Annotated in this window: 25 protein-coding genes; 9 read left to right on the top strand and 16 right to left on the bottom strand. The window is 69.9% G+C overall.

Annotation, left to right across the window (positions count from 1 at the left end; translation table 11 throughout):
- Positions 1–425 precede the first annotated feature (425 nt).
- Positions 426–1,037, bottom strand: coding sequence for a DNA-3-methyladenine glycosylase (locus tag ACFU5K_RS22075; RefSeq protein ID WP_384064327.1), 612 nt, complete (start codon positions 1,035–1,037; stop codon positions 426–428).
- Positions 1,038–1,215: 178 nt separating this feature from the next.
- Here ACFU5K_RS22075 and ACFU5K_RS22070 point away from each other — a divergent pair, with 178 nt between their 5' ends.
- The 3 genes from ACFU5K_RS22070 to ACFU5K_RS22060 all read left to right on the top strand — a co-directional run bounded on the left by ACFU5K_RS22070 (position 1,216) and on the right by ACFU5K_RS22060 (position 3,238).
- Complete coding sequence (locus ACFU5K_RS22070; protein WP_384064325.1) at positions 1,216–1,998, top strand: sporulation protein; 783 nt, start codon at positions 1,216–1,218, stop codon at positions 1,996–1,998.
- Between the two features lie 57 nt (positions 1,999–2,055).
- Complete coding sequence (locus ACFU5K_RS22065) at positions 2,056–2,589, top strand: YbhB/YbcL family Raf kinase inhibitor-like protein (RefSeq protein ID WP_384064322.1); 534 nt, start codon at positions 2,056–2,058, stop codon at positions 2,587–2,589.
- Positions 2,590–2,731: 142 nt separating this feature from the next.
- Complete coding sequence (locus ACFU5K_RS22060; RefSeq protein WP_384064319.1) at positions 2,732–3,238, top strand: HNH endonuclease; 507 nt, start codon at positions 2,732–2,734, stop codon at positions 3,236–3,238.
- 78 nt (positions 3,239–3,316) lie between these two features.
- On the opposite strand, the gene ACFU5K_RS22055 is transcribed toward ACFU5K_RS22060, so the two are convergent.
- The 4 genes from ACFU5K_RS22055 to ACFU5K_RS22040 form a co-directional block, all read right to left on the bottom strand.
- Complete coding sequence (locus ACFU5K_RS22055; RefSeq protein WP_384064316.1) at positions 3,317–4,090, bottom strand: sulfite exporter TauE/SafE family protein; 774 nt, start codon at positions 4,088–4,090, stop codon at positions 3,317–3,319.
- A 78-nt stretch (positions 4,091–4,168) separates the two neighbouring features.
- Complete coding sequence (locus ACFU5K_RS22050) at positions 4,169–5,110, bottom strand: SPFH domain-containing protein (protein ID WP_327120010.1); 942 nt, start codon at positions 5,108–5,110, stop codon at positions 4,169–4,171.
- A 128-nt stretch (positions 5,111–5,238) separates the two neighbouring features.
- A complete protein-coding gene (locus ACFU5K_RS22045; RefSeq protein WP_384064313.1) occupies positions 5,239–5,667 on the bottom strand; it encodes an NfeD family protein in 429 nt (142 codons plus the stop codon).
- 65 nt (positions 5,668–5,732) lie between these two features.
- A complete protein-coding gene (locus ACFU5K_RS22040; RefSeq protein ID WP_384064310.1) occupies positions 5,733–6,533 on the bottom strand; it encodes an ABC transporter ATP-binding protein in 801 nt (266 codons plus the stop codon).
- A gap of 121 nt (positions 6,534–6,654) precedes the next feature.
- Between ACFU5K_RS22040 and ACFU5K_RS22035 the strand changes: the two genes are divergently transcribed.
- On the top strand, positions 6,655–7,434 hold the full coding sequence (locus ACFU5K_RS22035) for a hypothetical protein (protein ID WP_384064307.1): 780 nt from the start codon (positions 6,655–6,657) through the stop codon (positions 7,432–7,434).
- Between the two features lie 61 nt (positions 7,435–7,495).
- Here the strand turns inward: ACFU5K_RS22035 and ACFU5K_RS22030 are convergent, their stop codons facing one another.
- From ACFU5K_RS22030 to ACFU5K_RS22020, 3 genes are all read right to left on the bottom strand, one after another.
- The gene (locus tag ACFU5K_RS22030) at positions 7,496–7,753 is read right to left on the bottom strand and encodes a chaplin family protein (RefSeq protein WP_384064305.1); all 258 of its coding nucleotides are present in this window, start codon (positions 7,751–7,753) and stop codon (positions 7,496–7,498) included.
- Between the two features lie 422 nt (positions 7,754–8,175).
- Entirely contained in the window at positions 8,176–8,820 is a 645-nt protein-coding gene (locus ACFU5K_RS22025) for a response regulator (protein ID WP_384064302.1), read from the bottom strand.
- Positions 8,813–9,958: a GAF domain-containing sensor histidine kinase gene (locus ACFU5K_RS22020; protein ID WP_384064299.1), complete on the bottom strand. Its 1,146-nt coding sequence runs from the start codon at positions 9,956–9,958 to the stop codon at positions 8,813–8,815. The genes ACFU5K_RS22025 and ACFU5K_RS22020 overlap by 8 nt, the downstream gene beginning before the upstream one ends.
- A 181-nt stretch (positions 9,959–10,139) precedes the next feature.
- Here ACFU5K_RS22020 and ACFU5K_RS22015 point away from each other — a divergent pair, with 181 nt between their 5' ends.
- From ACFU5K_RS22015 to ACFU5K_RS22005, 3 genes are all read left to right on the top strand, one after another.
- On the top strand, positions 10,140–10,853 hold the full coding sequence (locus ACFU5K_RS22015; RefSeq protein WP_384064330.1) for an SDR family NAD(P)-dependent oxidoreductase: 714 nt from the start codon (positions 10,140–10,142) through the stop codon (positions 10,851–10,853).
- A complete protein-coding gene (locus ACFU5K_RS22010; RefSeq protein WP_384064296.1) occupies positions 10,850–11,950 on the top strand; it encodes an S-adenosylmethionine:tRNA ribosyltransferase-isomerase in 1,101 nt (366 codons plus the stop codon). Before ACFU5K_RS22015 ends, ACFU5K_RS22010 begins: the two co-directional genes overlap by 4 nt.
- A gap of 270 nt (positions 11,951–12,220) precedes the next feature.
- Positions 12,221–13,000: a transglycosylase SLT domain-containing protein gene (locus ACFU5K_RS22005; RefSeq protein ID WP_384064293.1), complete on the top strand. Its 780-nt coding sequence runs from the start codon at positions 12,221–12,223 to the stop codon at positions 12,998–13,000.
- A gap of 155 nt (positions 13,001–13,155) precedes the next feature.
- Here the strand turns inward: ACFU5K_RS22005 and ACFU5K_RS22000 are convergent, their stop codons facing one another.
- On the bottom strand, positions 13,156–15,696 hold the full coding sequence (locus tag ACFU5K_RS22000; RefSeq protein WP_384064291.1) for an FHA domain-containing protein: 2,541 nt from the start codon (positions 15,694–15,696) through the stop codon (positions 13,156–13,158).
- A 274-nt stretch (positions 15,697–15,970) separates the two neighbouring features.
- Between ACFU5K_RS22000 and serB the strand changes: the two genes are divergently transcribed.
- Positions 15,971–17,230 (top strand): phosphoserine phosphatase SerB, encoded by a 1,260-nt coding sequence (gene serB / locus ACFU5K_RS21995; protein WP_384064288.1) that lies wholly within the window; start codon positions 15,971–15,973, stop codon positions 17,228–17,230.
- A 98-nt stretch (positions 17,231–17,328) separates the two neighbouring features.
- Here serB and ACFU5K_RS21990 read toward each other — a convergent pair whose 3' ends face one another.
- From ACFU5K_RS21990 to ACFU5K_RS21975, 4 genes are all read right to left on the bottom strand, one after another.
- Complete coding sequence (locus ACFU5K_RS21990; protein ID WP_384064286.1) at positions 17,329–17,847, bottom strand: SixA phosphatase family protein; 519 nt, start codon at positions 17,845–17,847, stop codon at positions 17,329–17,331.
- A gap of 99 nt (positions 17,848–17,946) precedes the next feature.
- Positions 17,947–18,153, bottom strand: coding sequence for a hypothetical protein (locus tag ACFU5K_RS21985; protein ID WP_384064283.1), 207 nt, complete (start codon positions 18,151–18,153; stop codon positions 17,947–17,949).
- 138 nt (positions 18,154–18,291) lie between these two features.
- Positions 18,292–18,408, bottom strand: coding sequence for an SGM_5486 family transporter-associated protein (locus ACFU5K_RS21980; RefSeq protein ID WP_384064281.1), 117 nt, complete (start codon positions 18,406–18,408; stop codon positions 18,292–18,294).
- Positions 18,409–18,425: 17 nt separating this feature from the next.
- Complete coding sequence (locus ACFU5K_RS21975; protein WP_384064278.1) at positions 18,426–19,679, bottom strand: CynX/NimT family MFS transporter; 1,254 nt, start codon at positions 19,677–19,679, stop codon at positions 18,426–18,428.
- A 190-nt stretch (positions 19,680–19,869) separates the two neighbouring features.
- Between ACFU5K_RS21975 and ACFU5K_RS21970 the strand changes: the two genes are divergently transcribed.
- The gene (locus ACFU5K_RS21970; protein ID WP_384064275.1) at positions 19,870–20,547 is read left to right on the top strand and encodes a FadR/GntR family transcriptional regulator; all 678 of its coding nucleotides are present in this window, start codon (positions 19,870–19,872) and stop codon (positions 20,545–20,547) included.
- 82 nt (positions 20,548–20,629) lie between these two features.
- Here ACFU5K_RS21970 and ACFU5K_RS21965 read toward each other — a convergent pair whose 3' ends face one another.
- The 3 genes from ACFU5K_RS21965 to fabG form a co-directional block, all read right to left on the bottom strand.
- A complete protein-coding gene (locus ACFU5K_RS21965) occupies positions 20,630–21,001 on the bottom strand; it encodes a hypothetical protein (RefSeq protein ID WP_384064273.1) in 372 nt (123 codons plus the stop codon).
- 206 nt (positions 21,002–21,207) lie between these two features.
- Positions 21,208–21,975 carry an enoyl-ACP reductase FabI gene (gene fabI / locus ACFU5K_RS21960; protein ID WP_327119977.1) on the bottom strand — a complete coding sequence of 256 codons (768 nt, stop codon included), beginning with the start codon at positions 21,973–21,975 and terminating at the stop codon, positions 21,208–21,210.
- Between the two features lie 5 nt (positions 21,976–21,980).
- Complete coding sequence (fabG, locus tag ACFU5K_RS21955) at positions 21,981–22,700, bottom strand: 3-oxoacyl-[acyl-carrier-protein] reductase (protein ID WP_384064270.1); 720 nt, start codon at positions 22,698–22,700, stop codon at positions 21,981–21,983.
- Positions 22,701–22,829: the final 129 nt, after the last annotated feature.

Raw genomic sequence — 22,829 nt, 5'->3', positions numbered from 1 at the left:
GTTTCACCGGGGCCCTCCGGGCGCTTCCCTTCGTTCTTGCGTTTCCGACTCTATCAGACTCTTTCGTGTCCGATTCCCGGTCGAAGCGGGTTACTGCTTGTTCCGCTTTCCAGTTCTTCGCTTTCGCGTTTCCCTTTCGGCGTGTTCACTACGTTAACCGATTTCCGCTGCGACTCATAATCGAGCCGATGGGCACATTTCGGCATGCCGAAATTACACCCGCCAGGGGCGAATCGTAGGTAGTGGTTGGCCCTCTCACGATGCCGCGACCCGGTCCGATGGACCGTGCCGACACCTGCATCCGTTCAAGCGGCTCGGACCACATTAGGGAAACAGCAGGGGCGAGTCAAGTTGCGCCACCCTTGCGGGCATCACACTTCGCGCCGGCTCACCGGCGCGAGCCTCCGGGCAAGACGCACAGGGGCTCAGGCTCCGCCGGACGGCTTGGCTCTCGGGCTCAGCCGGTAGGCCGAGACCGTCGGATCACCGTCCAGGTAGAAGCGGTGCTGCCAGTCGTGGGCCTTGCTCACACCGACCCGAGGACCGGACCGGATGAGCGCCGGGGATACCGGCTCGCCCTCGGACAGCGCGACCGGGGCGCCACTCAGGAGGTCTGCGCCGTCGTGCTCCGCCGTGATGCCCAGCGCCTGGCAGAAGTTCCCCGGACCCCGAGCGAGGCGTGGACTCTCGACCTTGTCCCCTCGGCGCTCGCGGGCAAGGTCCTCCCCTTCGATGACCTTGCCCGCCCGGATGAGGACAGCGGTGGCCGTCCCCTCCGTCCCGGTGACGACGTTGGCGCACCAGTGAAGTCCATGGGACCGGTACACGTACAGGTATCCCGCAGGTCCGAACATAACGGCGTTCCGGGGTGTCCTGCCCCGATAGGCGTGGGAGGCGGGGTCGGCCGAACCGGAGTACGCCTCGGTCTCCGTGATGGCGATACTCACGGTTCCTTCGGGTGTCTCGTGGGTCAGGACGGCACCGAGCAGCCGGGGGGCGACTTCCTCAGCGGGGTGAGCGAGCTTCCCGACGTTCATGCCGACCTGCCTGACGTGCCATGGACGAAGCAGACGTACGAATGCCCCGGGGTGGGGCCGGACATCCTGCTGTTGCGGGCGGTCCTGCCCGTGGCGTCCGAGGGTACTGGGGTAGTCGTCCCGGGAACCGGCTACGGTCGTGGCGCGTATGTAGGGGTCAGGACCAAGGAGGAAAAACATGGGCTTCAAGCGGCTGCTCGCGAGCATGGGCGCCGGCGGTGCTTCGGTGGAGACCGAACTCACCGAGGTCAACGTAGTGCCCGGCGGGGTCGTCCAGGGCGAGGTGCGGATCCAGGGCGGATCCGTGGACCAGCAGATCGAAGGCCTCTCGGTCGGCCTGCAGGCCCGGGTCGAGGTCGAGGGCGGGGACCAGGAGACCAAGCAGGACATCGAGTTCGCCAAGCTGCGCCTGGGCGGGGCCTTCGAGGCGAAGGCGGGCGCGGTGCACGTGGTGCCGTTCGGCCTGGAGATCCCCTGGGAGACCCCGGTCACCATGTTCGCCGGGCAGCAACTGCGCGGAATGAACATCGGTGTGACGACCGAGCTGGAGATCGCCCGGGCCCTGGACTCCGGTGACCTCGACCCGATCAACGTGCACCCGCTGCCCGCGCAGCAGGCCATCCTGGACGCTTTCGGGCAGCTGGGCTTCGGCTTCCGCAGCGCCGACATGGAGCGCGGACACATCCGCGGGACGCGCCAGCGCCTGCCGTTCTACCAGGAGATCGAGTTCTTCCCGCCGCAGCAGTACCGGGGCCTGAACCAGGTCGAGCTCACCTTCGTCGCGGACGACCGTGAGATGGACGTCGTGCTGGAGATGGACAAGAAGCCGGGGCTCTTCAGCGAGGGCAGTGACTCCTACCGCGCGTTCAAGGTCGGGCTCAACGACTACCAGGGCACCGACTGGGCGGCGTACCTCAACCAGTGGCTCGCGCAGGTCGGCGGACAGCGCAACTGGCTCTGACACCCCCTAGGGTCGAAGTGGGAAGACACCACACAGCAGATCAGGAGAGGTGCTGACGTGACCGAGCCGAAGAGGGCCCCGCTGCCGCACGACTTCCATCCCGAGGTGCCCTCGTTCACCGTGGTGAGCGAGGATCTGGCGTCCGGCGCGGTACTGGCGGACGCCCAGGTGTACGCGGCGGGGAACACATCGCCGCAGCTGCGGTGGGAGGGGTTCCCCGCCGGGACGAAGAGCTTCGCCGTGACGTGCTTCGACCCGGACGCCCCCACGGGCAGCGGGTTCTGGCACTGGGTGCTCTTCGACATCCCGGCGTCAGTCACGGAACTCCCGGCGGGCGCCGGAAGCGGTGCTTTCGAGGGGCTGCCGGACGGTGCCGTCCAGGCCCGTAACGACTACGGGTCGAAGGACTTCGGCGGTGCGGCCCCGCCGGCCGGCGAGAACCACCGCTATGTGTTCACCGTCTACGCGGTGGACACGGAAAAGCTCGGGCCGGACAGCGATACGCCGCCCGCGGCCGTCGGATTCAACCTGCGCTTCCACACGTTGGGACGCGCCCAGCTGATCGGGGAGTACGCCGCTCCCGCGAGCTGATGTTTCACCCGCTGTTTGCCCTGCCCTGGTCTTGGAGAGACCAGGGCAGGGCATTTTTTTATTGCGTTGTCCATCACGGCTCGCCCGGCCAGAGTTGATCCGGGCCCGCGGACAGGCGGGCGGCATACGGGAGGTGGGCAGGATGCGGGACACACTGGTGCTCAACGCGAGCTTCGAGCCGCTGTCGACGGTGACGCTCAACCGCGCGGTGGTCCTGATCCTGCAGGACAAGGCCGTCGTCGAGCAGTCTCACCCCGGACTCCGTATGCGAGGCGCCGCAGTCGACATCCCGGTCCCCCAGGTGATCAGGCTCTGCCGTTACGTGCGGGTGCCGTTCCGAAGACACGCCCCGTGGTCCAGACGGGGCGTGCTCATACGCGACCAGCACCGCTGCGCGTACTGCGGGCGGCGGGCGAGCACCGTGGACCACGTCGTGCCGCGGGCCCAGGGCGGTCAGGACACCTGGCTGAACACCGTGGCGTCGTGCGCGGAGGACAACCATCGCAAAGCGGCACGGACACCGGAGCAGGCGGGTATGCCGCTGCTGCGGGAGCCGTTCGTCCCGTCGCCCGCCGACGCCATGCTGCTGGCGCTGGGGTCCGGCGACCGGTCCGCGCTGCCGGACTGGCTGGCGCGGTCCGCGGCGTGACGCCCCGGCGGATCACGGGACACCTGAAGAACTGACCGCAGCCCGTCTCCTCGTACCGGAGGGACGGGCTGTCGTTGTTCAGCGGAGCAGCAGCTGGACGATGGCCGCGCAGCCCACGACGACGATGAGGGCCCGGAGGAATCCGGGGCTGAGGCGGCGTCCGACTTTGGCCCCTGTCTGGCCCCCGATCGCGGATCCGGCCGCGATGAGTACGACGGCCGTCCAGTCGAAGTCCGCGACGAAGAGGAAGAACAGTGCGGCGACGCTGTTGACGACCGCGGCGAGGACGTTCTTGACGGCGTTGAGGCGCTGCATCGTGTCGTCGAGCAGCATGCCCATCAGGGAGAGGTAGATGATGCCCTGCGCTGCGGTGAAGTAGCCCCCGTAGACGCTGGCGAGCATCAGCCCGACGAACAGCAGCGGCCCACCGTCGGGCCGGGCCGGGGTCCCGGACCTCTCGCGCCTGCGCTGGACGGCCTTGCTGATGCGGGGCTGCAGGATGACCAGGACGAGTGCGAGGCCCACCAGGACGGGGACGATGGTCTCGAACGCCGTGGAGGGCAGGGAGAGCAGGAGCGTGGCTCCGGTGAGTCCGCCGATCAGCGCGCCGACGCTCAGTCTGAGGATGCGGCGGCGCTGGCCGGTGAGTTCCCTGCGGTAACCGATGGCGCCGCTGATGGAACCGGGGATCAGGCCGAGCGCGTTGGAGACGGTCGCGGTGACCGGGGGCAGGCCCGTCGCGAGGAGTACGGGGAAGGTGATCAAGGTGCCGGATCCCACGATGGTGTTGATCGTGCCGGCGCTCACCCCGGCCGCGAAGACCGCGAGAATTTCCCAGATGGACAAGGCCATCTCCTTCGATGGTCAGTGACGCCTCCCCGCCATGAAGGTCGAGGGGCCTCACTGATCATGCATGAAGGTGTCGTCCGGTCAGTCGACCGGGGGCTGCTCCCGTCGCTGCTCCCGTCGCTGCTCGCCGATGTTGAAGCCGGGGGCGCCGCCCCCGAGGTTGCCGAACGCACCGCTGAGGCCCTTGAGTGCGTCGCCGATCTCGCTGGGGACGATCCACAGCTTGTTGGCGTCTCCCTCGGCGATCTTGGGAAGCATCTGGAGGTACTGGTACGAGAGGAGTTTCTGGTCCGGGTCCCCGGCGTGGATCGACTCGAAGACCGTTCGGATGGCCTGCGCCTCGCCCTCGGCGCGCAGTGCGGATGCCTTGGCCTCACCCTCGGCGCGCAGGATCGCGGACTGCTTCTCGCCCTCCGCGGTGAGGATCGCGGACTGGCGGATGCCCTCGGCCGTGAGGATCGCGGCGCGCTTGTCACGGTCGGCACGCATCTGCTTCTCCATCGAGTCCTGGATGGAGGTTGGCGGTTCGATCGCCTTGAGCTCGACGCGGTTGACGCGGATGCCCCACTTGCCGGTGGCCTCGTCGAGGACCCCGCGCAGCGCGGCGTTGATCTCCTCGCGGGAGGTCAGGGTCCGTTCGAGGTCCATGCCGCCGATGATGTTGCGGAGTGTGGTGACGGTGAGCTGCTCGATCGCCTGGATGTAGCTGGCGACTTCGTAGGTCGCGGCCCTGGCGTCGGTCACCTGGTAGTAGATGACGGTGTCGATGTTGACGACGAGGTTGTCCTGGGTGATCACCGGCTGCGGCGGGAAGGGGACGACCTGTTCGCGGAGGTCGATCCTGTTGCGGATCGAGTCGATGAACGGGACGACGATGTTCAGCCCGGCGTTGAGTGTGCGGGTGTAGCGGCCGAAGCGCTCCACGATGGCGGCACTGGCCTGCGGGATGACCTGGATCGTCTTGATCAGGGCGATGAAGACGAGCACCACCAGGATGATCAGGACGATGATGATCGGTTGCATCGTGTGCCTCGTGCCCTTCGGTTGCCGACGGATCGCGGTGATCGAGGTCGAACACTTATGACGGTCGCGTTCTCATGATGATCGACTTCGAGTTTGGCAGACTGCGGCCTGCCGTGTGACCGGTTCGCTCACATGACGACGGCCGTTGCACCGTCGATGTCCACGACGTCCACCTGCCGGCCCGGTTCGAAGATCTGCTCACCGTCGAGTGAGCGTGCCGACCAGACCTCGCCGGCGAGCTTGATGCGTCCGCCGCCGCCGTCCACCCGTTCCAGGACGAGGGCCTGACGGCCTTTCAGTGCGTCGATGCCGCTGGCGTGCGTGGAACGTCCCGCCCGCTGGCGCGCGGCCATCGAGCGTACGACCGCGATGAGCGCGACCGACACCGCGACGAACACGAGTACTTGGGCGACGATGCCGCCACCCAGCGCCGCGACCACGGACGCGGCCAAGGCCCCGACGGCGAACATCCCGAACTCGGGCATCGCGGTCAGGACGAGGGGGATGCCCAGTCCCACCGCGCCGATCAGCCACCACACCCACGCGTCGATGTCCACTTGGTCATCGTAGGACCGCGGATGCCCTCCCCGACAGGGCGCCGGGGAGGTTGGCTGTGGTGCGCCTACTGGCCGAGGGGCAGTCCGCGGGCGGTGTAGCGGTCGCCGTGGTGCTCGACGACGAGCGGCAGGCCGAAACAGAGGGAGAGGTTCCGGGAGCTGAGCTCGGTCTCCGTGGGGCCGGCGGCCAGCACCTTGCCCTGACGGATCATCAGGACGTGGGTGAAGCCGGGCGCGATCTCCTCGACGTGGTGGGTGACCATGATCATGGAGGGGGCGTACGGGTCACGCGCCAGCCGTCCGAGGCGGCGGACCAGGTCCTCGCGTCCGCCCAGGTCGAGTCCGGCCGCGGGTTCGTCGAGGAGGAGCAGCTCGGGGTCGGTCATCATGGCGCGGGCGATGAGGGTGCGCTTGCGCTCACCCTCGGAGAGCGTGCCGAACTTCCGGTCGAGGTAATCGGTCATGCCGAGGCGGTCGAGGAAGGCGCGGGCGCGCTCCTCGTCGACGGCTTCGTAGTCCTCGTGCCAGGTGGCCGTCATGCCGTACGCGGCGGTGAGCACCGTCTGCAGCACGGTCTGGCTCCTGGGGAGCTTTTCGGCCATGGCCACACCGGCGATGCCGATGCGGGGGCGGAGCTCGAAGACGTCGGTGCCGACCCCGCCGAGCCGCTCGCCGAGGATCCTGGCGGTGCCGGTGCTCGGAAAGAGGTAGCTGGAGGCGATGTTGAGGAGGGTGGTCTTGCCGGCGCCGTTCGGTCCGAGGATGACCCAGCGCTCACCCTCCTTGACCGACCACGAGACGTCGTCCACCAGAGCGCGCCCGTCGCGGACCACGGATACGTCCACCAGCTCCAGTACATCGCTCATGGCGCGTTGTCTCCCCATACAGTGTCGAGATCGTCGCGTGCCCTGCGGGCACAGCTCCCAGGGAAAACCTACGCCACCCCGGGAGTGCTCAGCCCCGGGGGCTGTTCCCTAGGCTGTTCCCATGCTTTCGGAACCACGCTCAGGGCGGCTCGCCGCATGGGGAAACGCGCTTCTGGCCGGGCTTGCGTCGCCTGACGACGCCGCGCTCGCGATCGTCGGCGAGGACGCGGTGCACCGCGTCGAGGGCCTGCCGGGTGAGGCGGGGCCCGTCGGCCTCACGCTGGCCCTCGGCCGGCTGAGAGGGCTGGGTGCGACCGGTTTCCGGGTCGCGCTGCCGGTGCCCGGGCACCCGCTGGGGCTCAGCGGGCCGCCGGACTTCAACGCGCGCGCGCTGGAGGCGGAGGAGGCGGTGGTCACCTTCGGGGCGCCGTACGGCCTCGTGCCGGAGGTGACCGAGGCCGGGCCGCCGGGGGATCTGCACATCGAGGTGGTCTGGCGCTGTCTGCCCGTGCGGGAGGCGCCGCCGGCCGACGTGCCGTCGCTGGGCGAGGCCGAACGGGAGCTCGCCGAGGCCCTGCGGGACGCGACCGCGGTGCTGTCCCGGCTGGACGTCGCGGGGTCCGGGCCGGTCGCGGATGCCGCGGTGGACGCCTACCGTGCGCGTGCGGAGCGCGGGCGCGAGGTGCTGGCGCCGGGGTATCCGCCGCGGGCGGTCAGGGTGCTGGAGCTGGCCCAACGGGTGGGGCTGCTGATCTCGGTGGCCCACGAGAACGGGCACGGAGGCGCGGTGAGCGCCTCGGAGATCGCGGCGCGCGGCGAGGCTCTGCGTCCTGTGGAACGGGTGGCCCGGCGGGCGCAGGTCGCGGCGTACAACGCGTACGTGGAGGAGCGGGGGCGGTGAGGGCGCCACCCGCCGTGCGGGCTCGGTCGAGCCGGCACGGCGGGCGGGTGCGAGGCGTCGGTCAGCGGTTCAGACCGGAGTTGCCGAAGGCCGGGTTGAGCAGGCCGACCACGTTGACCGTGTTGCCGACCACGTTCACCGGGACGCTCACCGGGACCTGGACGAGATTGCCCGACACGACACCCGGGGAGCCGACGGCCTGGCCGTGCGCACCGGCGCCTCCGTGGCCGTGGCCCGTGGCGGAGGCGGCTCCGGCACCGGCGGCGATGAGGCCGCCCGCGATCATGGTGACGGCGGCGGCCTTCTTCAGGTTCTTCACTTCAGGATCCTCCTCGCATCGCCGCGACCGATCGCCGCGGCACATACGGAGAACGCCGTCACGCCGCCGGGGATACGCCGTCCGGGTGACATACACCCGACAGTATGAATCTCCGACCGAAGCGGAACCATCCGCTTGTACGACCGCGGTGGGGCCCGCCACCTTCGTGGAGCCGTCCGGCGGTCCCGCTCCCTCATTCCGCGCCGGACGGCCGCCTCGGAGCTGCCGCCTGCCCGAGGCGCCCGGGGGAAGCGCCTCAGAGCCTGTCGGGTGGCCTTCGATCGGAAAGTGGGCGCGGTCCGGTGCGTGCGATTCCAAGGCGCCGGAGTGTCCTCGTAGCGGAGCTACTAGGGCATTTCGGCAACGCGGGAAGCGTGCGTGCCGGGGCGTGACCGCCCGATCAGAGGTCACCCGACAGGCTCTCAGCCCGCCGCCCCGTGCCGGACCGCCCACAGCGCGGCCTGCGTCCTGTCCGAGACGTCGAGCTTCATCAGGATGTTCGACACGTGGGTCTTGACCGTCTTCTCCGACAGGACGAGCACCCGGGCGATCTCCCGGTTGGACCTGCCGTCGGCGATAAGCCCCAGCACCTCCCGTTCCCGCTCGGTGAGGGTGCTCCCCCGGCCCGTGCCTCCCCCGCCGTCCTCCTGGGCCAGCAGCGCCCCGGCGACCTCCGGCTGGAGCAGGATGTGACCGGCGTGGACCGAGCGGATGGCACCGGCGAGGGCGTCCGGGTCCACGTCCTTGTACACATAGCCCGACGCCCCGGCCCGCAGGGCGGGCACGACCGTGCGCTGCTCGGTGAAGCTCGTGACGATCAGCACCTTGGCGGGGTTGTCCAGCTCCCTGAGCCTGCGCAGCGCGTCGATGCCGTCCGTGCCCGGCATCTTGATGTCCATCAGGACGACGTCGGGCCGCAGCTGCTCGATCCTGGCGACACCCTCCGCGCCGTCCGACGCCTCACCGACCACCTCTATGTCGTCCTGGATCTCCAGGAACGTGCGCAACCCCCGGCGGACCACCTGGTGGTCGTCCACCAGCAGCACCTTGATGATCTCGTCAGCCACTGGGGACCTCCATCTGGATCGTGGTGCCCTTGCCGGGCTCCGAGGCGACGGTGAGCCGGCCCCCCACGCTGCCGGCCCGGTGCCGCATGGAGACGAGACCGAGGTGCCGGCCCGCGCTCCTGGTCAGGTGGGGGTCGAAACCGCGGCCGTCGTCGGTGATCCGCAGCACCGTGGCGGAGTCGTGCCGACCGAGGCTGACGCCGACGTGGCCCGCGCCGGAGTGGCGAAGCGCGTTGTGCAGCGCTTCCTGCGCGACCCTGAGCATCGCCTCCTCCTGGGCGGAGGGCAGGGCGCGCACCCCGGCGCTCTCGAAGGAGACCCTGGCGCTGTGGGCTCGGTCCATGACCTGGATGTGGGTACGGAGCGTGGCGACGAGGCCGTCCTCGTCAAGCGCGGCGGGGCGCAGCTCGACGACGGCGGCGCGCAGTTCGTCCACGGCTTCCCCCGCCAGTGCGGCGACCTGCTGGAGTTCGCCCTTGGCGCGTGCCGGGTCGCGGTCGACCAGGGCGGCGGCGGCCTGGGCGGTGAGCCGTAGCGAGAAGAGCTTCTGGCTGACGGCGTCGTGCAGCTCGTGGGCGAGCCGGGAGCGTTCCTCGGCGATCGTGAGTTCGCGGCTGCGTTCGTAGAGCCGGGCGTTGGTGAGGGCGATCGCCGCGTGCTGGGCGAGGATACCGAGCAGTTCCTCGTCCTCCTCGGTGAAACCGCAGCCTCCGGTGGGCTTGGGGCAGCGCTTGTTGGCGAGGAAGAGCGCGCCGATGGTCTCGTCGCCGTCCTGGATGGGCAGTCCGAGGAAGTCGGACATGTCGGGGTGGGCGTCGGGCCATCCCTCGAACCTGGGGTCCTTTCGGACGTCGGCCAGGCGCTGGGGCTGTGTCTCGTGGAGCATCGCCGCGAGGATGCCGTGCTGCCGGGGCAGCGGCCCGATGTCCTTCCACTGTTCGTCGCTCACCCCGTCGACGACGAACTGGGCGAAGCCGCCGTGGTCGTCCGGCACACCCAGCGCGGCGTACTCGGCGTCGAGCAGTTCGCGGGCGGAGGCGACGATCGTCTTGAGGACGTCGCGCATGTCGAGGTGCCGGTTCATGGCGAGCAGCGCTGCACTGACCGCCGCGAGGCCCGACGGTGGGCGATGGCTCATGTGCTCACCGTACCGGCGGGGGCGAAGGGGCCGTATCGGTCTGTGGACCCCCTCGCCACTGGGCCTGGGTCCTAGGCCGAAGTGCCGTGCGGCGTTGCGGCCGATGGACGAGGCGGCGGGCAGTGGCGGATTCCTAGGTTGGTGGCGTCGGAGCACCACGGAATTCGAGGGGATGACTGTCATGCCGATCGCGATGATCACGGGTGGTTCCAGGGGGCTGGGGCGGGCGCTGGCCGCGGCTCTGGCGGGACGGGGCTGGGATCTGGTGCTGGACGCCAGGTCACCGCAGGCCCTCGGGGAGGCGGCGCGCGAGCTGAGCGGCCGGTACGGGACGAGGGTGGTGGCCGTGCCGGGGGATGTCACGGACGCGGCGCACCGCGAGGCCCTGGTGGCCGCCGCCGGGGAGCTGGGCGGGCTCGACGTGCTGGTGAGCAGCGCGAGCGCCCTGGGTTCCGCGCCTCTCGTACGGCTGGAGGCACTGCCGCTGGACGGGCTGCGGCAGGCTCTGGAGACGAACGTGGTGGCGGCGCTCGGGCTCGTGCAGGAGGCGTTGCCGCTGCTGCGGGCCTCGCGGACCGGGGCCGTGGTCGCCGTGAGTTCGGACGCGGCGGCCGAGCCGTACCCGACGTGGGGCGGGTACGGGGCCTCGAAGGCGGCGCTCGACCAGCTGGCGGCGGTACTCGGGGAGGAGGAGCCCGGGCTGCGGGTCTGGGCGGTGGACCCGGGAGACATGGCGACGGACCTCTATACGGCGGCCGTGCCCGGGGACACGGAGCCGAGGCCGTGTCCGGACGCTGTCGCTCCCGCCTTCCTCCGGCTGCTCGAACTGCGTCCGGCCAGTGGCCGGTATGCGGCGGCCGCGCTGCTGGACACGGACATACGGGAGGGGCGATGACCGCGCTGGAGGCACTGCGGGTGCCGCCCGAACTGTCGGCGCGGGTGCCGGCCGAGCGGCGGGGTGCCGGGCGCGACGACGTACGGCTGCTGGTCTCCCGCGGTACGGCCGTCACGCACCGCAGGTTCCGGGAGCTGCCCGGGGAGCTCCGGGCCGGGGACGTCCTGGTGGTGAACACGTCGATGACGCTCGCGGCCGCAGTGAACGGCCGTCTGGGCGGTGAGCCCGTCGTCGTGCACTTCTCGACCCGGGGCGAGGACGGCCGGTGGGCGGTGGAGCTGCGGCGGCCGGACGGTTCGGGGACCACCCTGCCGCGGCCCGGCGGCCCCGTGGGGGCGGAGGTGCGGCTGCCGGGCGGACAGGGACTGGTCCTGGAGGAGCCGCTGGGTCCGCCGGAGGGGGCCCGGCTCTGGTGGGCGCGGGCCCCCCGGGACGTGCCTGGCCTCCTGAACAGGTACGGGCGGCCGATCCGGTACGCGTACACGGAGCGGGACCAGCCGTTGTCGGCGTACCGGACGGTGTTCGCCGTGCCGTCGAAGGACGGGAGCGGCTCGGCGGAGATGCCGAGTGCGGCGAGGCCGTTCACCGCGTGCCTGGTGGCGGAGCTGGTGAGCCGGGGGGTGCAGTTCGCTCCGCTGACGCTTCACACGGGGGTTGCTTCGGCCGAGGCGCACGAGCCGCCCTATCCGGAACGCTTCGAGGTTCCCCTCACGACGGCGCGGCTCGTCGAGGCGGCGCGGGCGGGCGGGGGCCGGGTGATCGCGGTGGGGACGACGGCGGTGCGGGCGCTGGAGTCCGCGGTGGGGCCGGACGGCAGGCTGCGGGCCGCCGCCGGCTGGACGGACCTGGTGGTGACGCCCGAGCGGGGAGTGCGGGTGGTGGACGGGCTGATCACCGGGCTGCACGAGCCGGAGGCCTCGCACCTGCTGATGCTGGAGGCGATCGCGGGGCGCGAGGCGCTGCGCCACGGCTACGCCCAGGCCCTGGGGCGCCGCTACCTGTGGCACGAGTTCGGGGACGTCCACCTGCTCCTGCCGGCTGTTGGGGAGCCCGCGAAAACCCCTCACGCTCTGCATCACACAAGCAACGTTTCGTGAGTCCGAGGGGTGCCCCATGTGAGCCCAGGCATAGGACCCACGTCACTTACGAAGACGGATAGTTGTCGTAAATCGGGCAACTCGCTCGCACTCAAACCGGACAAGAAGGCACTAACGCGACCCTGACCCACTATCCAGCTTCGTACGTCACACCTTTGCCAGGGCATTTTGCTGGCGCTAAGAATTGCAGCTGTCCCCGACGGAGACGCGCCCCGGCGCATCCGTCCCGTCCTCGCCGAGGACCCCTGCTATTCGAAGAGGTACGACTGTATGTCCGTGTCCCGCATCTCCAGCCGTAACCGCCGCCTGAACAAGGCGCAGAAGCTCTCCGTCGCGGGGGTCTCGACCCTGGCCGCCGCCGCTGTCGCCATCTCGCTCGCCCCGAACGACGCTTCCGCAGCCCCCCAGCCGCAGCACAAGCCCGCTGCCACTGCCGCTCCGATCGTGTTCACCGGCGTGCAGACGAAGAGCATCCAGTCCAGCGTCATAGACCAGAACTCGACCGCCGCTCTCCTCGTGAAGGCCGCCGACAAGGCGAAGGACGCCGAGAAGGCGAAGGTCGAAGCGAAGGCCGAGGCGAAGGCGAAGGCCGAGGCAAAGGCCAAGGCGAAGGCCAAGGCCGTCGCCAAGGCCAAGAGCAAGGCCGCAGCGAAGAAGAAGGCCAAGGCCGACGCGAAGAAGCGCTCCGCCAAGAAGGCCAGCCGAGCCGCCCACCGCAAGCCGATCTACAAGAACAACCTGGACGGCTGGATCCGCGAGGCTCTCAACATCATGCACAAGAAGCACATCCCCGGTACGTACGAGGGCCTGCACCGCAACATCATGCGTGAGTCGAGCGGTAACCCCCGTGCGATCAACAACTGGGACATCAACGCGATCAACGGCATCCCCTCGAAGGGGCTGCTGCAGGTCATCAAGCCGACCTTCGACTTCTACCACGTCAAGGGCACCAAGCACGACCAGTACGACCCGGTCGCCAACATCACCGCCGCCGCCAACTACGCGGCCGACAAGTACGGCTCGATCGACAACGTCAACAGCGCGTACTGAGTCGACGGCACACACCGAGCCGAAGGAACGAGCACGGCCCGGCATGGCGACGACGGCCGACCGGAGCAACGGCGCTCCGGTCACCACATGCCGAAGGGCGGCACCCCACGGGGTGCCGCCCTCGGGCGTTTCCGGGACCGGCCGGTCCCGGCACGTCACTTGCGCATGACCTCCGGCTCGTGGCGCCGGAGCATCCGCGAGACCGCGACGAAGAGGATCGCGCTCATGAACAGCATGACCGTGATGTTGATCCCCCACTGGCCGGCCGAGTGCTCCCAGAGCGGGTCCAGGTCGGTCGGGTTCTCGGGATCCCACGGCGGCATGAGACGGGCGAGGTCCAGCGTGGTGCCGGCCGCCGCCACGGCCCAGCGCGACGGCATCAGCCAGGCGAACTGCTCCAGTCCCGGCGAACCGTAGACCTGGAAGAGCACACCGGTGAAGACGACCTGGACGATGGCGAACATCACGAGCAGCGGCATAGTCTTCTCGGCGGTCTTCACCAGTGCGGAGATCATCAGGCCGAACATCATCGAGGTGAAGCCGAGCACGATGATCGACAGGCAGATCTCCACGGCGGGGGACATGAAGAGCCCCTCCGCCGGCAGTTCACGGGTGGAGAAGCCGATCCCACAGATGATCACGCCCTGGAAGGCGGTGATCACGCCGAGGACGATGACCTTCGACAGGAGGTAGGCGGAGCGCGAGAGACCGGTGGCCCGTTCCCGCTCGTAGATCACCCGCTCCTTGATCAGTTCTCGTACGGAGTTGGCCGCGGCCGCGAAGCACATGCCGACCGCGAGGATCAGCATGATCGTGCCGGCCTTGCCGTTGAACCGTGAGGGCGGCTCGGGTTCCGCGAGGCCGAACTCGGCCGGGATGACCACGCTCACCACGCCGAGCACCGCCGGCAGGAGGACCATCAGGAGCAGGAAACCCTTGTCGGACGCGATCACCGACACGTAGCGGCGCATCAGCGTCCAGAGCTGGGCCGCCCAGCCCGAGGGCTTCGGCGGCCGGATCGACTGCGGCGGCGGCATGTGCACGGGCTGCGGGGCGACGGCGTCGATGTCCGCCGCGTACATCTGGTAGTGCTGCGAGCCGCGCCAGCGGCCCGCCCAGTCGTAGTCTCGGTAGTTCTCGAAGGCGGAGAAGACGTCGGCCCAGCTGGTGTAGCCGAAGAAGTTCAGGGCCTCCTCGGGCGGGCCGAAGTAGGCCACGGATCCGCCCGGGGCCATGACCAGCAGCTTGTCGCAGATGGCCAGCTCGGCCACGGAGTGCGTGACGACCAGGACCGTGCGCCCGTCGTCGGCGAGCCCGCGCAGCAGCTGCATCACGTCGCGGTCCATGCCCGGGTCGAGGCCCGAGGTCGGCTCGTCCAGGAAGATCAGCGACGGCTTGGTCAGCAGCTCCAGGGCGACCGAGACGCGCTTGCGCTGGCCGCCGGAGAGCGAAGTGATCTTCTTGTCCTTGTGGATGTCGAGCTTGAGCTCGGCGAGGACCTCGTGGATCCGGGCGGTGCGCTCGGCCTCGGTGGTGTCCGCGGGGAAGCGGAGCTTGGCCGCGTAGCGCAGGGCCCGGGTGACCGTGAGCTCCTTGTGCAGGATGTCGTCCTGCGGGACCAGACCGATGCGCTGCCGCAGCTCCGCGAACTGCTTGTAGAGGTTCCGGTTGTCGTAGAGGACGTCGCCCTGATTGGCGGGCCGGTAGCCGGTGAGTGCCTTGAGCAGGGTGGACTTGCCGGAGCCCGAGGGACCGATGACGGCGATCAGGGACTTCTCCGGGACGCCGAAGGAGACGTCCTTGAGGATGTCCTTGCCGCCGTCGACGGTCACCGTGAGGTGGCGGGCGGAGAAGGACACCTCGCCGGTGTCGACGAACTCCTCGAGCCGGTCCCCGACCAGCCGGAAGGTCGAGTGGCCGACACCGACGATGTCGTTCGGGCCGATGAGCGCGGACCCGGACTTGTGGAGCGGCTGGCCGTTGACGTACGTGCCGTTGTGGGATCCGAGGTCGCGGATCTCGAAGCGGCCGTCGGGCGTAGCCCGGAATTCGGCGTGCAGGCGCGAGACCTGCAGATCGGAGACGACCAGCTCGTTCTCCAGGGCACGGCCGATGCGCATGACCCGGCCGAGGTCCAGCTGGTGGAACGTGGTCGGACTCCGGCCCCCGTAGACCGGCGGCGCCCCCGCCGCGCCGCCGTGCCCACCCCCGGAGGGGCTTGCGTGGCCCTGCTGGTGCGGGACCTGAGGCTGGTGCGGCCCCGGCTGCTGCTGCGCGGGGGCGACCGGCCAGCCGGAGGCCCCCTGCTGGGGCTGCACCGGAGCCTGATGCGGCTGCTGCCCGGGAGCCTGCTGCGCCCCCGCGGCCTGCCCGCTGTGGACACCGGCCGCAGCGGCGGCGGTGAGGTTCAGCCTCGGCCCGTCGTTGGCGTTGCCGAGGTTCACCGAGGTTCCGGGGCCGATCTCCGTCTGCTGGATCCGGCGGCCCTGCGCATAGGTCCCGTTGGTGCTGCCGTGGTCCTCGATCTGCCAGCAGCGGCCGTTCCAGCTGATCGTGGCGTGCCGCCACGAGACCCTGGCGTCATCGATCATCACGTCGCCCTGCGGATCACGTCCGAGGGTGTACGGCCTGGACGGATCGAGCGTCCAGGTCCTGCCATTCAATTCCAGTACGAGTTCCGGCACTCCGCGCCCCACTTGTCGTCCCCCGATTCACCCCTGTTGCAAGGGGTTAGGGATGCTGAACATCGTGGGGAACTATTCCAGGAGCGGTCCCCCGACGGAAAGCCGGGCGGCGTGAAGACGGCGCGGAGGCTCCGCGTCCCCTCGGCCGAGCCGGGAGAAATGGGTAGGGCGCACCCAACCGAGGCGTCGCTGCCCGACCGAGCTCACCGCGTGTCCTGACGGCGTGCTGTCCGCCACTCGGGACGGGCTTCGGGGCCGTCGGGGGTCCCTATACGGTGGGAGCACCATGAGCGCACCTCAGCAGCCACCTCGGTCACCCCGGTCTCCTGAGTCACCCGAGCCTCCTCCGGGTACGGACACCCCCACCCTTCTCGTCAAGATCTTCGGCAAGGACCGACCGGGTATCACCGCCGGGCTTTTCGACACCCTGGCGGCGTACTCCGTGGATGTCGTGGACATCGAACAGGTCGTCACGCGGGGGCGCATCGTGCTGTGCGCCCTGGTGACCTCACCCACTTCCGACGGTACGTCGGAGGGTGATCTCCGGGCGACCGTGCACAGCTGGGCGGAGTCGCTGAAGCTCCAGGCCGAGATCATCTCGGGTACCGGCGACAACCGGCCCCGCGGTGACGGTCGTTCCCATGTGACGGTGCTGGGCCATCCGCTCACCGCGGAGTCCACGGCGGCCATAGCGGCCATGATCACTTCCACCGGCGGCAACATCGACCGGATCTTCCGTCTGGCGAAGTACCCCGTCACGGCTGTCGAGTTCGCGGTCTCCGGTGCCGGGACCGAGGAGCTGCGGACCGCGCTGGCGACGGAGGCGGCGGGGATCGGTGTGGACATCGCCGTCGTCTCGGCCGGGCTGAGCCGCCGGGCGCAGCGCCTGGTCGTCATGGACGTGGACTCGACCCTCATCCAGGACGAGGTCATCGAGCTCTTCGCGGCCCACGCCGGCTGCGAGGCCGAGGTCGCCGGCGTGACCGAGCAGGCGATGCGCGGCGAGCTCGACTTCGAGCAGTCCCTGCACGCCCGCGTGGCACTGCTGGCGGGGCTCGACGTGTCGGTGGTGGAGAAGGTCCGTGCGGAGGTACGCCTGACCCCGGGCGCCCGTACCCTGATCCGTACGCTGAAGCGGCTCGGCTACCAGGTGGGCGTGGTCTCGGGCGGTTTCACCCAGGTCACGGATGACCTCAAGGAGCGCCTCGGGCTCGACTTCGCCTCCGCCAACACGCTGGAGGTCGTCGACGGCAAGCTGACCGGGCGGGTCGTGGGAGACATCGTCGACCGGGCGGGCAAGGCCAGGCTGCTGCGCAGTTTCGCGGCGCAGGCCGGGGTTCCGCTGGCGCAGACGGTAGCGATCGGCGACGGCGCGAACGATCTGGACATGCTGAACACCGCAGGGCTGGGCGTCGCCTTCAACGCGAAGCCCGTCGTCCGTCAGGCCGCGCACACGGCCGTGAACGTCCCGTTCCTCGACACCGTCCTGTACCTGCTCGGGATCACCCGCGAGGAGGTCGAGGCCGCGGACGGCCTCGTCGACTGACGGCGCGGGGCGCACGTACGCACGAAGACGCAAGACCCCGTACGCGCGAAGAAGGGCGCCGGCGCATCGCTGGTGCCGGCGCCCTTACGCGTGCTCGCTCAGTCGTTCGGTGTCCAGTATTCGACGAGCTTGCCCACCCCGTGCTCGAGGTCCTTCCAGGAGCCGGCGAAGTCGACGACGGCGTACGCGGCGGTCGGGAAGCCGTCCTTGGTCATGCGGGCCAGAGTGTCGCCCTCCGCCCCGCCGGAGAGCGCGTCCGCGACACCGTGCATGCCGGGGTTGTGTCCGATGACCAGCAGGTTGTTCACGTCGTCGGGGGTCTCGCCGAACAGGGCGATCAGCTCTCCGACGGAGGCCTCGTAGAGCCTCTCCTCGTACACGGTCCTGGGTCGATGCGCGAACTCGTGGACCGCGAGCTTCCAGGTCTCACGGGTCCTGGTGGCGGTCGAGCACAGAGCCAGGTCGACGGGGGTCCCTGACTCGGCCAGTCTGAGGCCTGCGGCGGGGGCTTCCTTCCTGCCCCGTTCGGCCAGTGGCCGCTCATGGTCGGACTCCTGCGACCATTCCGCCTTTGCGTGTCTGAGAAGGACGATCCTGCGAGGTGTATCGGCGCTCATACACCTCAGCTTCGCACGAATCGCACGTCCAGGCGCAGGGAGTTGACGTGCTCGCCCGGGACGGGTGGATCGTGGCCCGGGGGGGCGCTCCGGCGCCTGTCAGAGGGCCAGGAACGCCAGGATGCGGCCGGTCAGACGCCCGAGTGCGGGGTCACCGGCCGCCGCATGCGCCTGGCCCGGTTCCAGGATCAGCAGGAGGAGCGCCGCGAAGGCCACGGCGGGCAGCGCGACGGCCCACCACGGCAGGGTGACCTCGATCGTGCCCGGTGCCGGGCGGGGTGTCCGGGTGTGCGTACGGGCCGGCACTGTCCGCCTCCGTGGGTCCTCGGCTGTGTCACCCGGAACCTACGGGCCGGCCGGTGGCCGGCCCATCCGGTGACCCACCCACTCGACCCTGAACCTGGCCCCCTAGGGGAGACGGGGGCTGGCCCCACCCCCGGGAGGTCAGGGGGAGGCAATCGTGGCGATCACCGCGATGACCAGGGAGATGAGCATCATCACCCCCAAGACGAGGAGGAGCTTCTTCTGACCGTTCTGGGGATTCGGATCGAGCACTGGCATGGGCACAGTCTCGCACCTCAGCATTCGTCCTCGATCGTCCGGGCCCTTCCGGCGAGCACCCCGGCCACCGTCTGCGGCACGAGGAGGCCTGCCATGAGGGCGATCGGCAGGCCCCAGCCGCCGCTGTGCTGGTAGAGCACGCCGACGAGCAGCGGGCCGGGAATCGACAGGAGGTAGCCGGTGGACTGCGCGAAGGCGGAGAGCCTGACCACGCCGGCACCGGTCCTCGACCGCATTCCGATCATGGTGAGGGCGAGCGGGAAGGCACAGTTCGCGATGCCCAGCAGCAGGGCCCACAGCCAGGCGCCGCCGGCCGGGGCGAGATAGAGGCCGGCGTAGCCGAGGAGGCCGCAGCCGCTCAGGAAGAGGACGATCGGGCCCTGGGTGCGCAGCCGTGCCGCGACCCGGGGGATGACGAAGGCGAGGGGCACGCCCATGGCCATGGTCACGGCCAGCAGCACACCCGCTGTGCCCGCCGGGATCCCCGCGTCGCGGAAGATCTGCGGCATCCAGCCCATGGTGATGTACGCGGCCGTGGCCTGGAGGCCGAAGAAGCAGGCGAGTGCCCAGGACGTCCGGCTCCGGGTGATCCGCAGCGCGGGGGGTGCCGGAGCGCCGGCACCAGGCCCGGTGGTGTTCCCGCGGTCCTTGAGGAACGGGACCCAGGGCACGACAGCGACGACGGCCGGCCCCGCCCACACGGCCAGCCCGGTCTTCCAGCTGCCGCCCAGGGCGTTGGTCATGGGCACGGTGAGGGCGGCCGCGAGGGCGGTGCCGAGCGCCAGGGCCATCGAGTAGAGGCCTGTCATGGTCCCGACCCGGTCGGGGAACCACCGCTTGACGATGACGGGCATGAGGACGTTACTGACGGCGATGCCCATCAGGGCGAGGGCACTGGCGGCGAGGAACCCGACGGTGCCTCCCACGAAGGGACGGATCAGCAGGCCTGCGGCGATGGCCGCCATGCCCGCGCAGACGACGGCGCTGGGGCCGAACCGGCGGGCGAGCCGGGGCGCGGTGAATCCGAAGACCGCGAAGCAGAGCGGCGGCACCGAGGTGAGGACACCGGCCACGCTGCCGCTCATGTGCAGACCGTCCCTGACCTCTTCGAGGAGAGGGCCGAGGCTGGTGATGGCGGGCCGGAGGTTGAGGGCGGTGAGGACGAGGCCGACGACGACGGTTCTCAGCACCCACGGCGACGGCCCGTCGACGAGCTGTGTCCGGACGGGGGCGGCGGCTTGGCTCAGTGTCGGAGTCTCGTCGTGACGCATGGGACCCATCATAGAATCATGGGATGATTGGGTATCCACTCGGTTCGGTCCTTTCCCTGCCTGAATCAATCCGGAGGGACGATCCCGGTCGCACCGATTCCACCGGCCGGCCGGCCGGCCGATCCGGCCCGGCCGGTCCGCGCCGGATCGCGAGCCCGGACCACCGCCCGTCACACGAGCAAGGAGCACCATGGCGCTGACGTCTCCCCGGCGTTCGGCACTCGCCGACCAGGTGATTGCCCAGCTGAGGAATCAGATCACCTCGGGCGAATGGCCCGTGGGCTCACGGATTCCCACCGAGCCGGAGCTGGTCGAGCAGCTGGGGGTGGCCCGGAACACGGTGCGCGAGGCGGTGCGCGCCTTGGCACACAACGGGCTGCTGGACATCCGCCAGGGCTCCGGTACGTACGTCGTGGCGACCAGCGAGCTGGCCGGGGTGATGCACCGGCGCTTCGCGGACGCCGACCCCCGGCACGTCGCCGAGCTGCGCTCCACGCTGGAGTCCTCGGCGGCCCGGCTGGCCGCCCTGCGGCGTACGGAGCGGGACGTGCGGCAGCTGGACACGCTGATGGAGCGGCGCGAGGCGGCCTGGGCGGCCGGTGACGCGGAGGCCTTCGTGGCAGCCGACGCGACCCTGCACCTCGCGGTGGTCGCCGCCTCGCACAACGACGTCCTGACGGAGCTCTACGCCGACCTGAACGACGTGCTGCGCGACTCTCTGCGGGATGACGTCGGTCCTGAGCTCGGCCCGGAAGAGCTCATGGACCACTCGCGGCTCGTCGAGGCGATCCGGGCGGGTGATGCGGACACGGCCGCCACGGAGGCGGCCGCCCACGCGCTGGACTGCCTGCGCGAGCGGGGCCGGTGAGCAGGGTGCCGGACGGGGTCCGCTGCCCCGTGAACGCCGTCGGGCCGCGACGGCGGCGCCGGCCGAAACACCGGAGAGGGCTCTAGGGGGTCACCGAATGGCTGACCCAGGCCGAGCCGACCTCTTTCCAGCAGCGGTCCTCGAGCTTGACCGTCCGGCCGGGCTGGACCGCGACCGTTTCGCCGTCCGCGTCGACGTCCCACCAGCGTGCGCATTCGATGTGGAGCCGGACGAGATCCGTGGAGGGGTACGGGTTGTGGCAGTAGGCGGTCACCCGGGACCCCTCGACCGACGTACGGCATTCTGAGCCCGACGGCTCGGGCTCCGGCGCCCGGGGGGCGGCCGACGCACTCCCGGCCCGGCCGGCCGCGTTCACCGCGACGGGGGCCAGGAGACCCAGGCCCACAGCGGCCGCGGCCATCAGGGACCAGGTCCTGCGACGTGTGGAGCGCACAGCGTTCTCCTCCCCGCAGCCTGACCAAAAGTCCGGTTCACCACATTCTGCGGTGGGACGGCCATCTTTTCGACTTGAGCGCCGGATAGCCCGGGGGCGCAGCGGTCCGCACGCTCACCCGGCCGCGTGACGCACGACGGCCGCGTGACGCCGCTGGGGTGGCGGGTACGCGGCCGTGGTCAGGCGTGTTCGCGGGACGTGCGGGGTCAGGCACCCATCATGTGCACGCCGCCGTCGACGTGGATGATCTCGCCCGTCGTCTTCGGGAAGAAGTCCGAGAGGAGGGCGACGACACCGCGGCCGGCGGGCTCCGGGTCGGCCATGTTCCACTCGAGCGGGGAACGGTGGTTCCAGACGTCCGCGAGCTCACCGAAGCCCGGGATGGACTTGGCGGCCATGGAGCCGATCGGTCCGGCCGAGATCAGGTTGCATCGGATGCTGTCCTTGCCCAGGTCACGGGCGAGGTAGCGGGAGGTGGCCTCCAGCGCGGCCTTGGCCGGGCCCATCCAGTCGTACTGGGGCCAGGCGAACTGCGCGTCGAAGGTGAGGCCGACGACGGAACCGCCCTCCGCCATCAGCGGCTTGCAGGCCATGGCGAGCGACTTCAGCGAGAAGGCCGAGACGTGCATGGCCGTGGCCACCGACTCGAAGGGCGTGTTCAGGAAGTTGCCGCCCAGGGCGTCCTGAGGCGCGAAGCCGATGGAGTGCACGACGCCGTCCAGCGAGCCGAGCTCGTCCTTGACGAGTCCGGCGAGCCGGCCCAGGTGCTCGTCGTTGGTCACGTCGAGCTCGATGACCTTGGCGGGCTTCGGGAGCTTCTTGGCGATGCGCTCGGTCAGCGTCGGCCGCGGGAAAGCGGTCAGGATGACCTCGGCGCCCTGTTCCTGTGCCACCTTCGCCGTGTGGAAAGCGATGGACGACTCCATCAGCACACCCGTGATGAGGATGCGCTTGCCGTCGAGGATTCCGCTCATGGTGATCAGTGACCCATGCCCAATCCGCCGTCAACGGGGATGACGGCTCCAGTGATGTACGACGCGTCGTCGGACGCGAGGAAGCGCACCGCGGCCGCGATCTCTGCGGGCTGCGCGTAGCGGCCGAGCGGTACCTGGGACACGATGCCCTTGCGCTGCTCGTCGGTGAGTACCTGGGTCATGTCGGTGTCGACGAACCCGGGCGCGACGACGTTGAACGTGATGTTCCGCGAGCCGAGCTCGCGGGACAGCGACCGGGCGAAGCCGACCAGGCCCGCCTTGGACGCCGCGTAGTTGGCCTGGCCGGCGGAGCCGAGGAGGCCGACGACGGAGGAGATCAGGACGACGCGGCCCTTCTTGGCGCGCAGCATCGCACGGTTGGCCCGCTTGACGACGCGGAAGGTGCCGGTGAGGTTGGTGTCGAGCACGGACGTGAAGTCCTCCTCGGACATCCGCATCAGCAACTGGTCTTTGGTGATACCGGCGTTGGCGACCAGCACCTCCACGGGACCGTGCTTCTCCTCGATCTCCTTGTAGGCCTGCTCCACCTGCTCGGTGTCGGTGATGTCGCACCGGACCGCGAGGACACCGGCGTCGGTGAGCTCTTGGGGCGGCTGCCCCGAGCGGTAGGTGACCGCGACCTTGTCGCCGTTGTCGGCGAATGCGCGGGCGATGGCGAGGCCGATGCCCCGGTTTCCTCCGGTGACGAGAACCGAGCGGCTCAACGGATCACCCTTTCCTTGGCGGTCTGGTACATCGAAAACCTATCGGTAGGACCCCTCGGACAGGGAATCGGCCTCCGACAGTGGCTCCGACGCGGCACTGTGGGATTCCTACAGTCCGGTGCCTCGGGG

It is taken from the genome of Streptomyces sp. NPDC057428, assembly GCF_042803195.1.
GTDB lineage: Bacteria > Actinomycetota > Actinomycetes > Streptomycetales > Streptomycetaceae > Streptomyces.
Note: the sequence above shows the minus strand (reverse complement) of the source record. Positions and strands in the feature narration are given on the sequence as shown.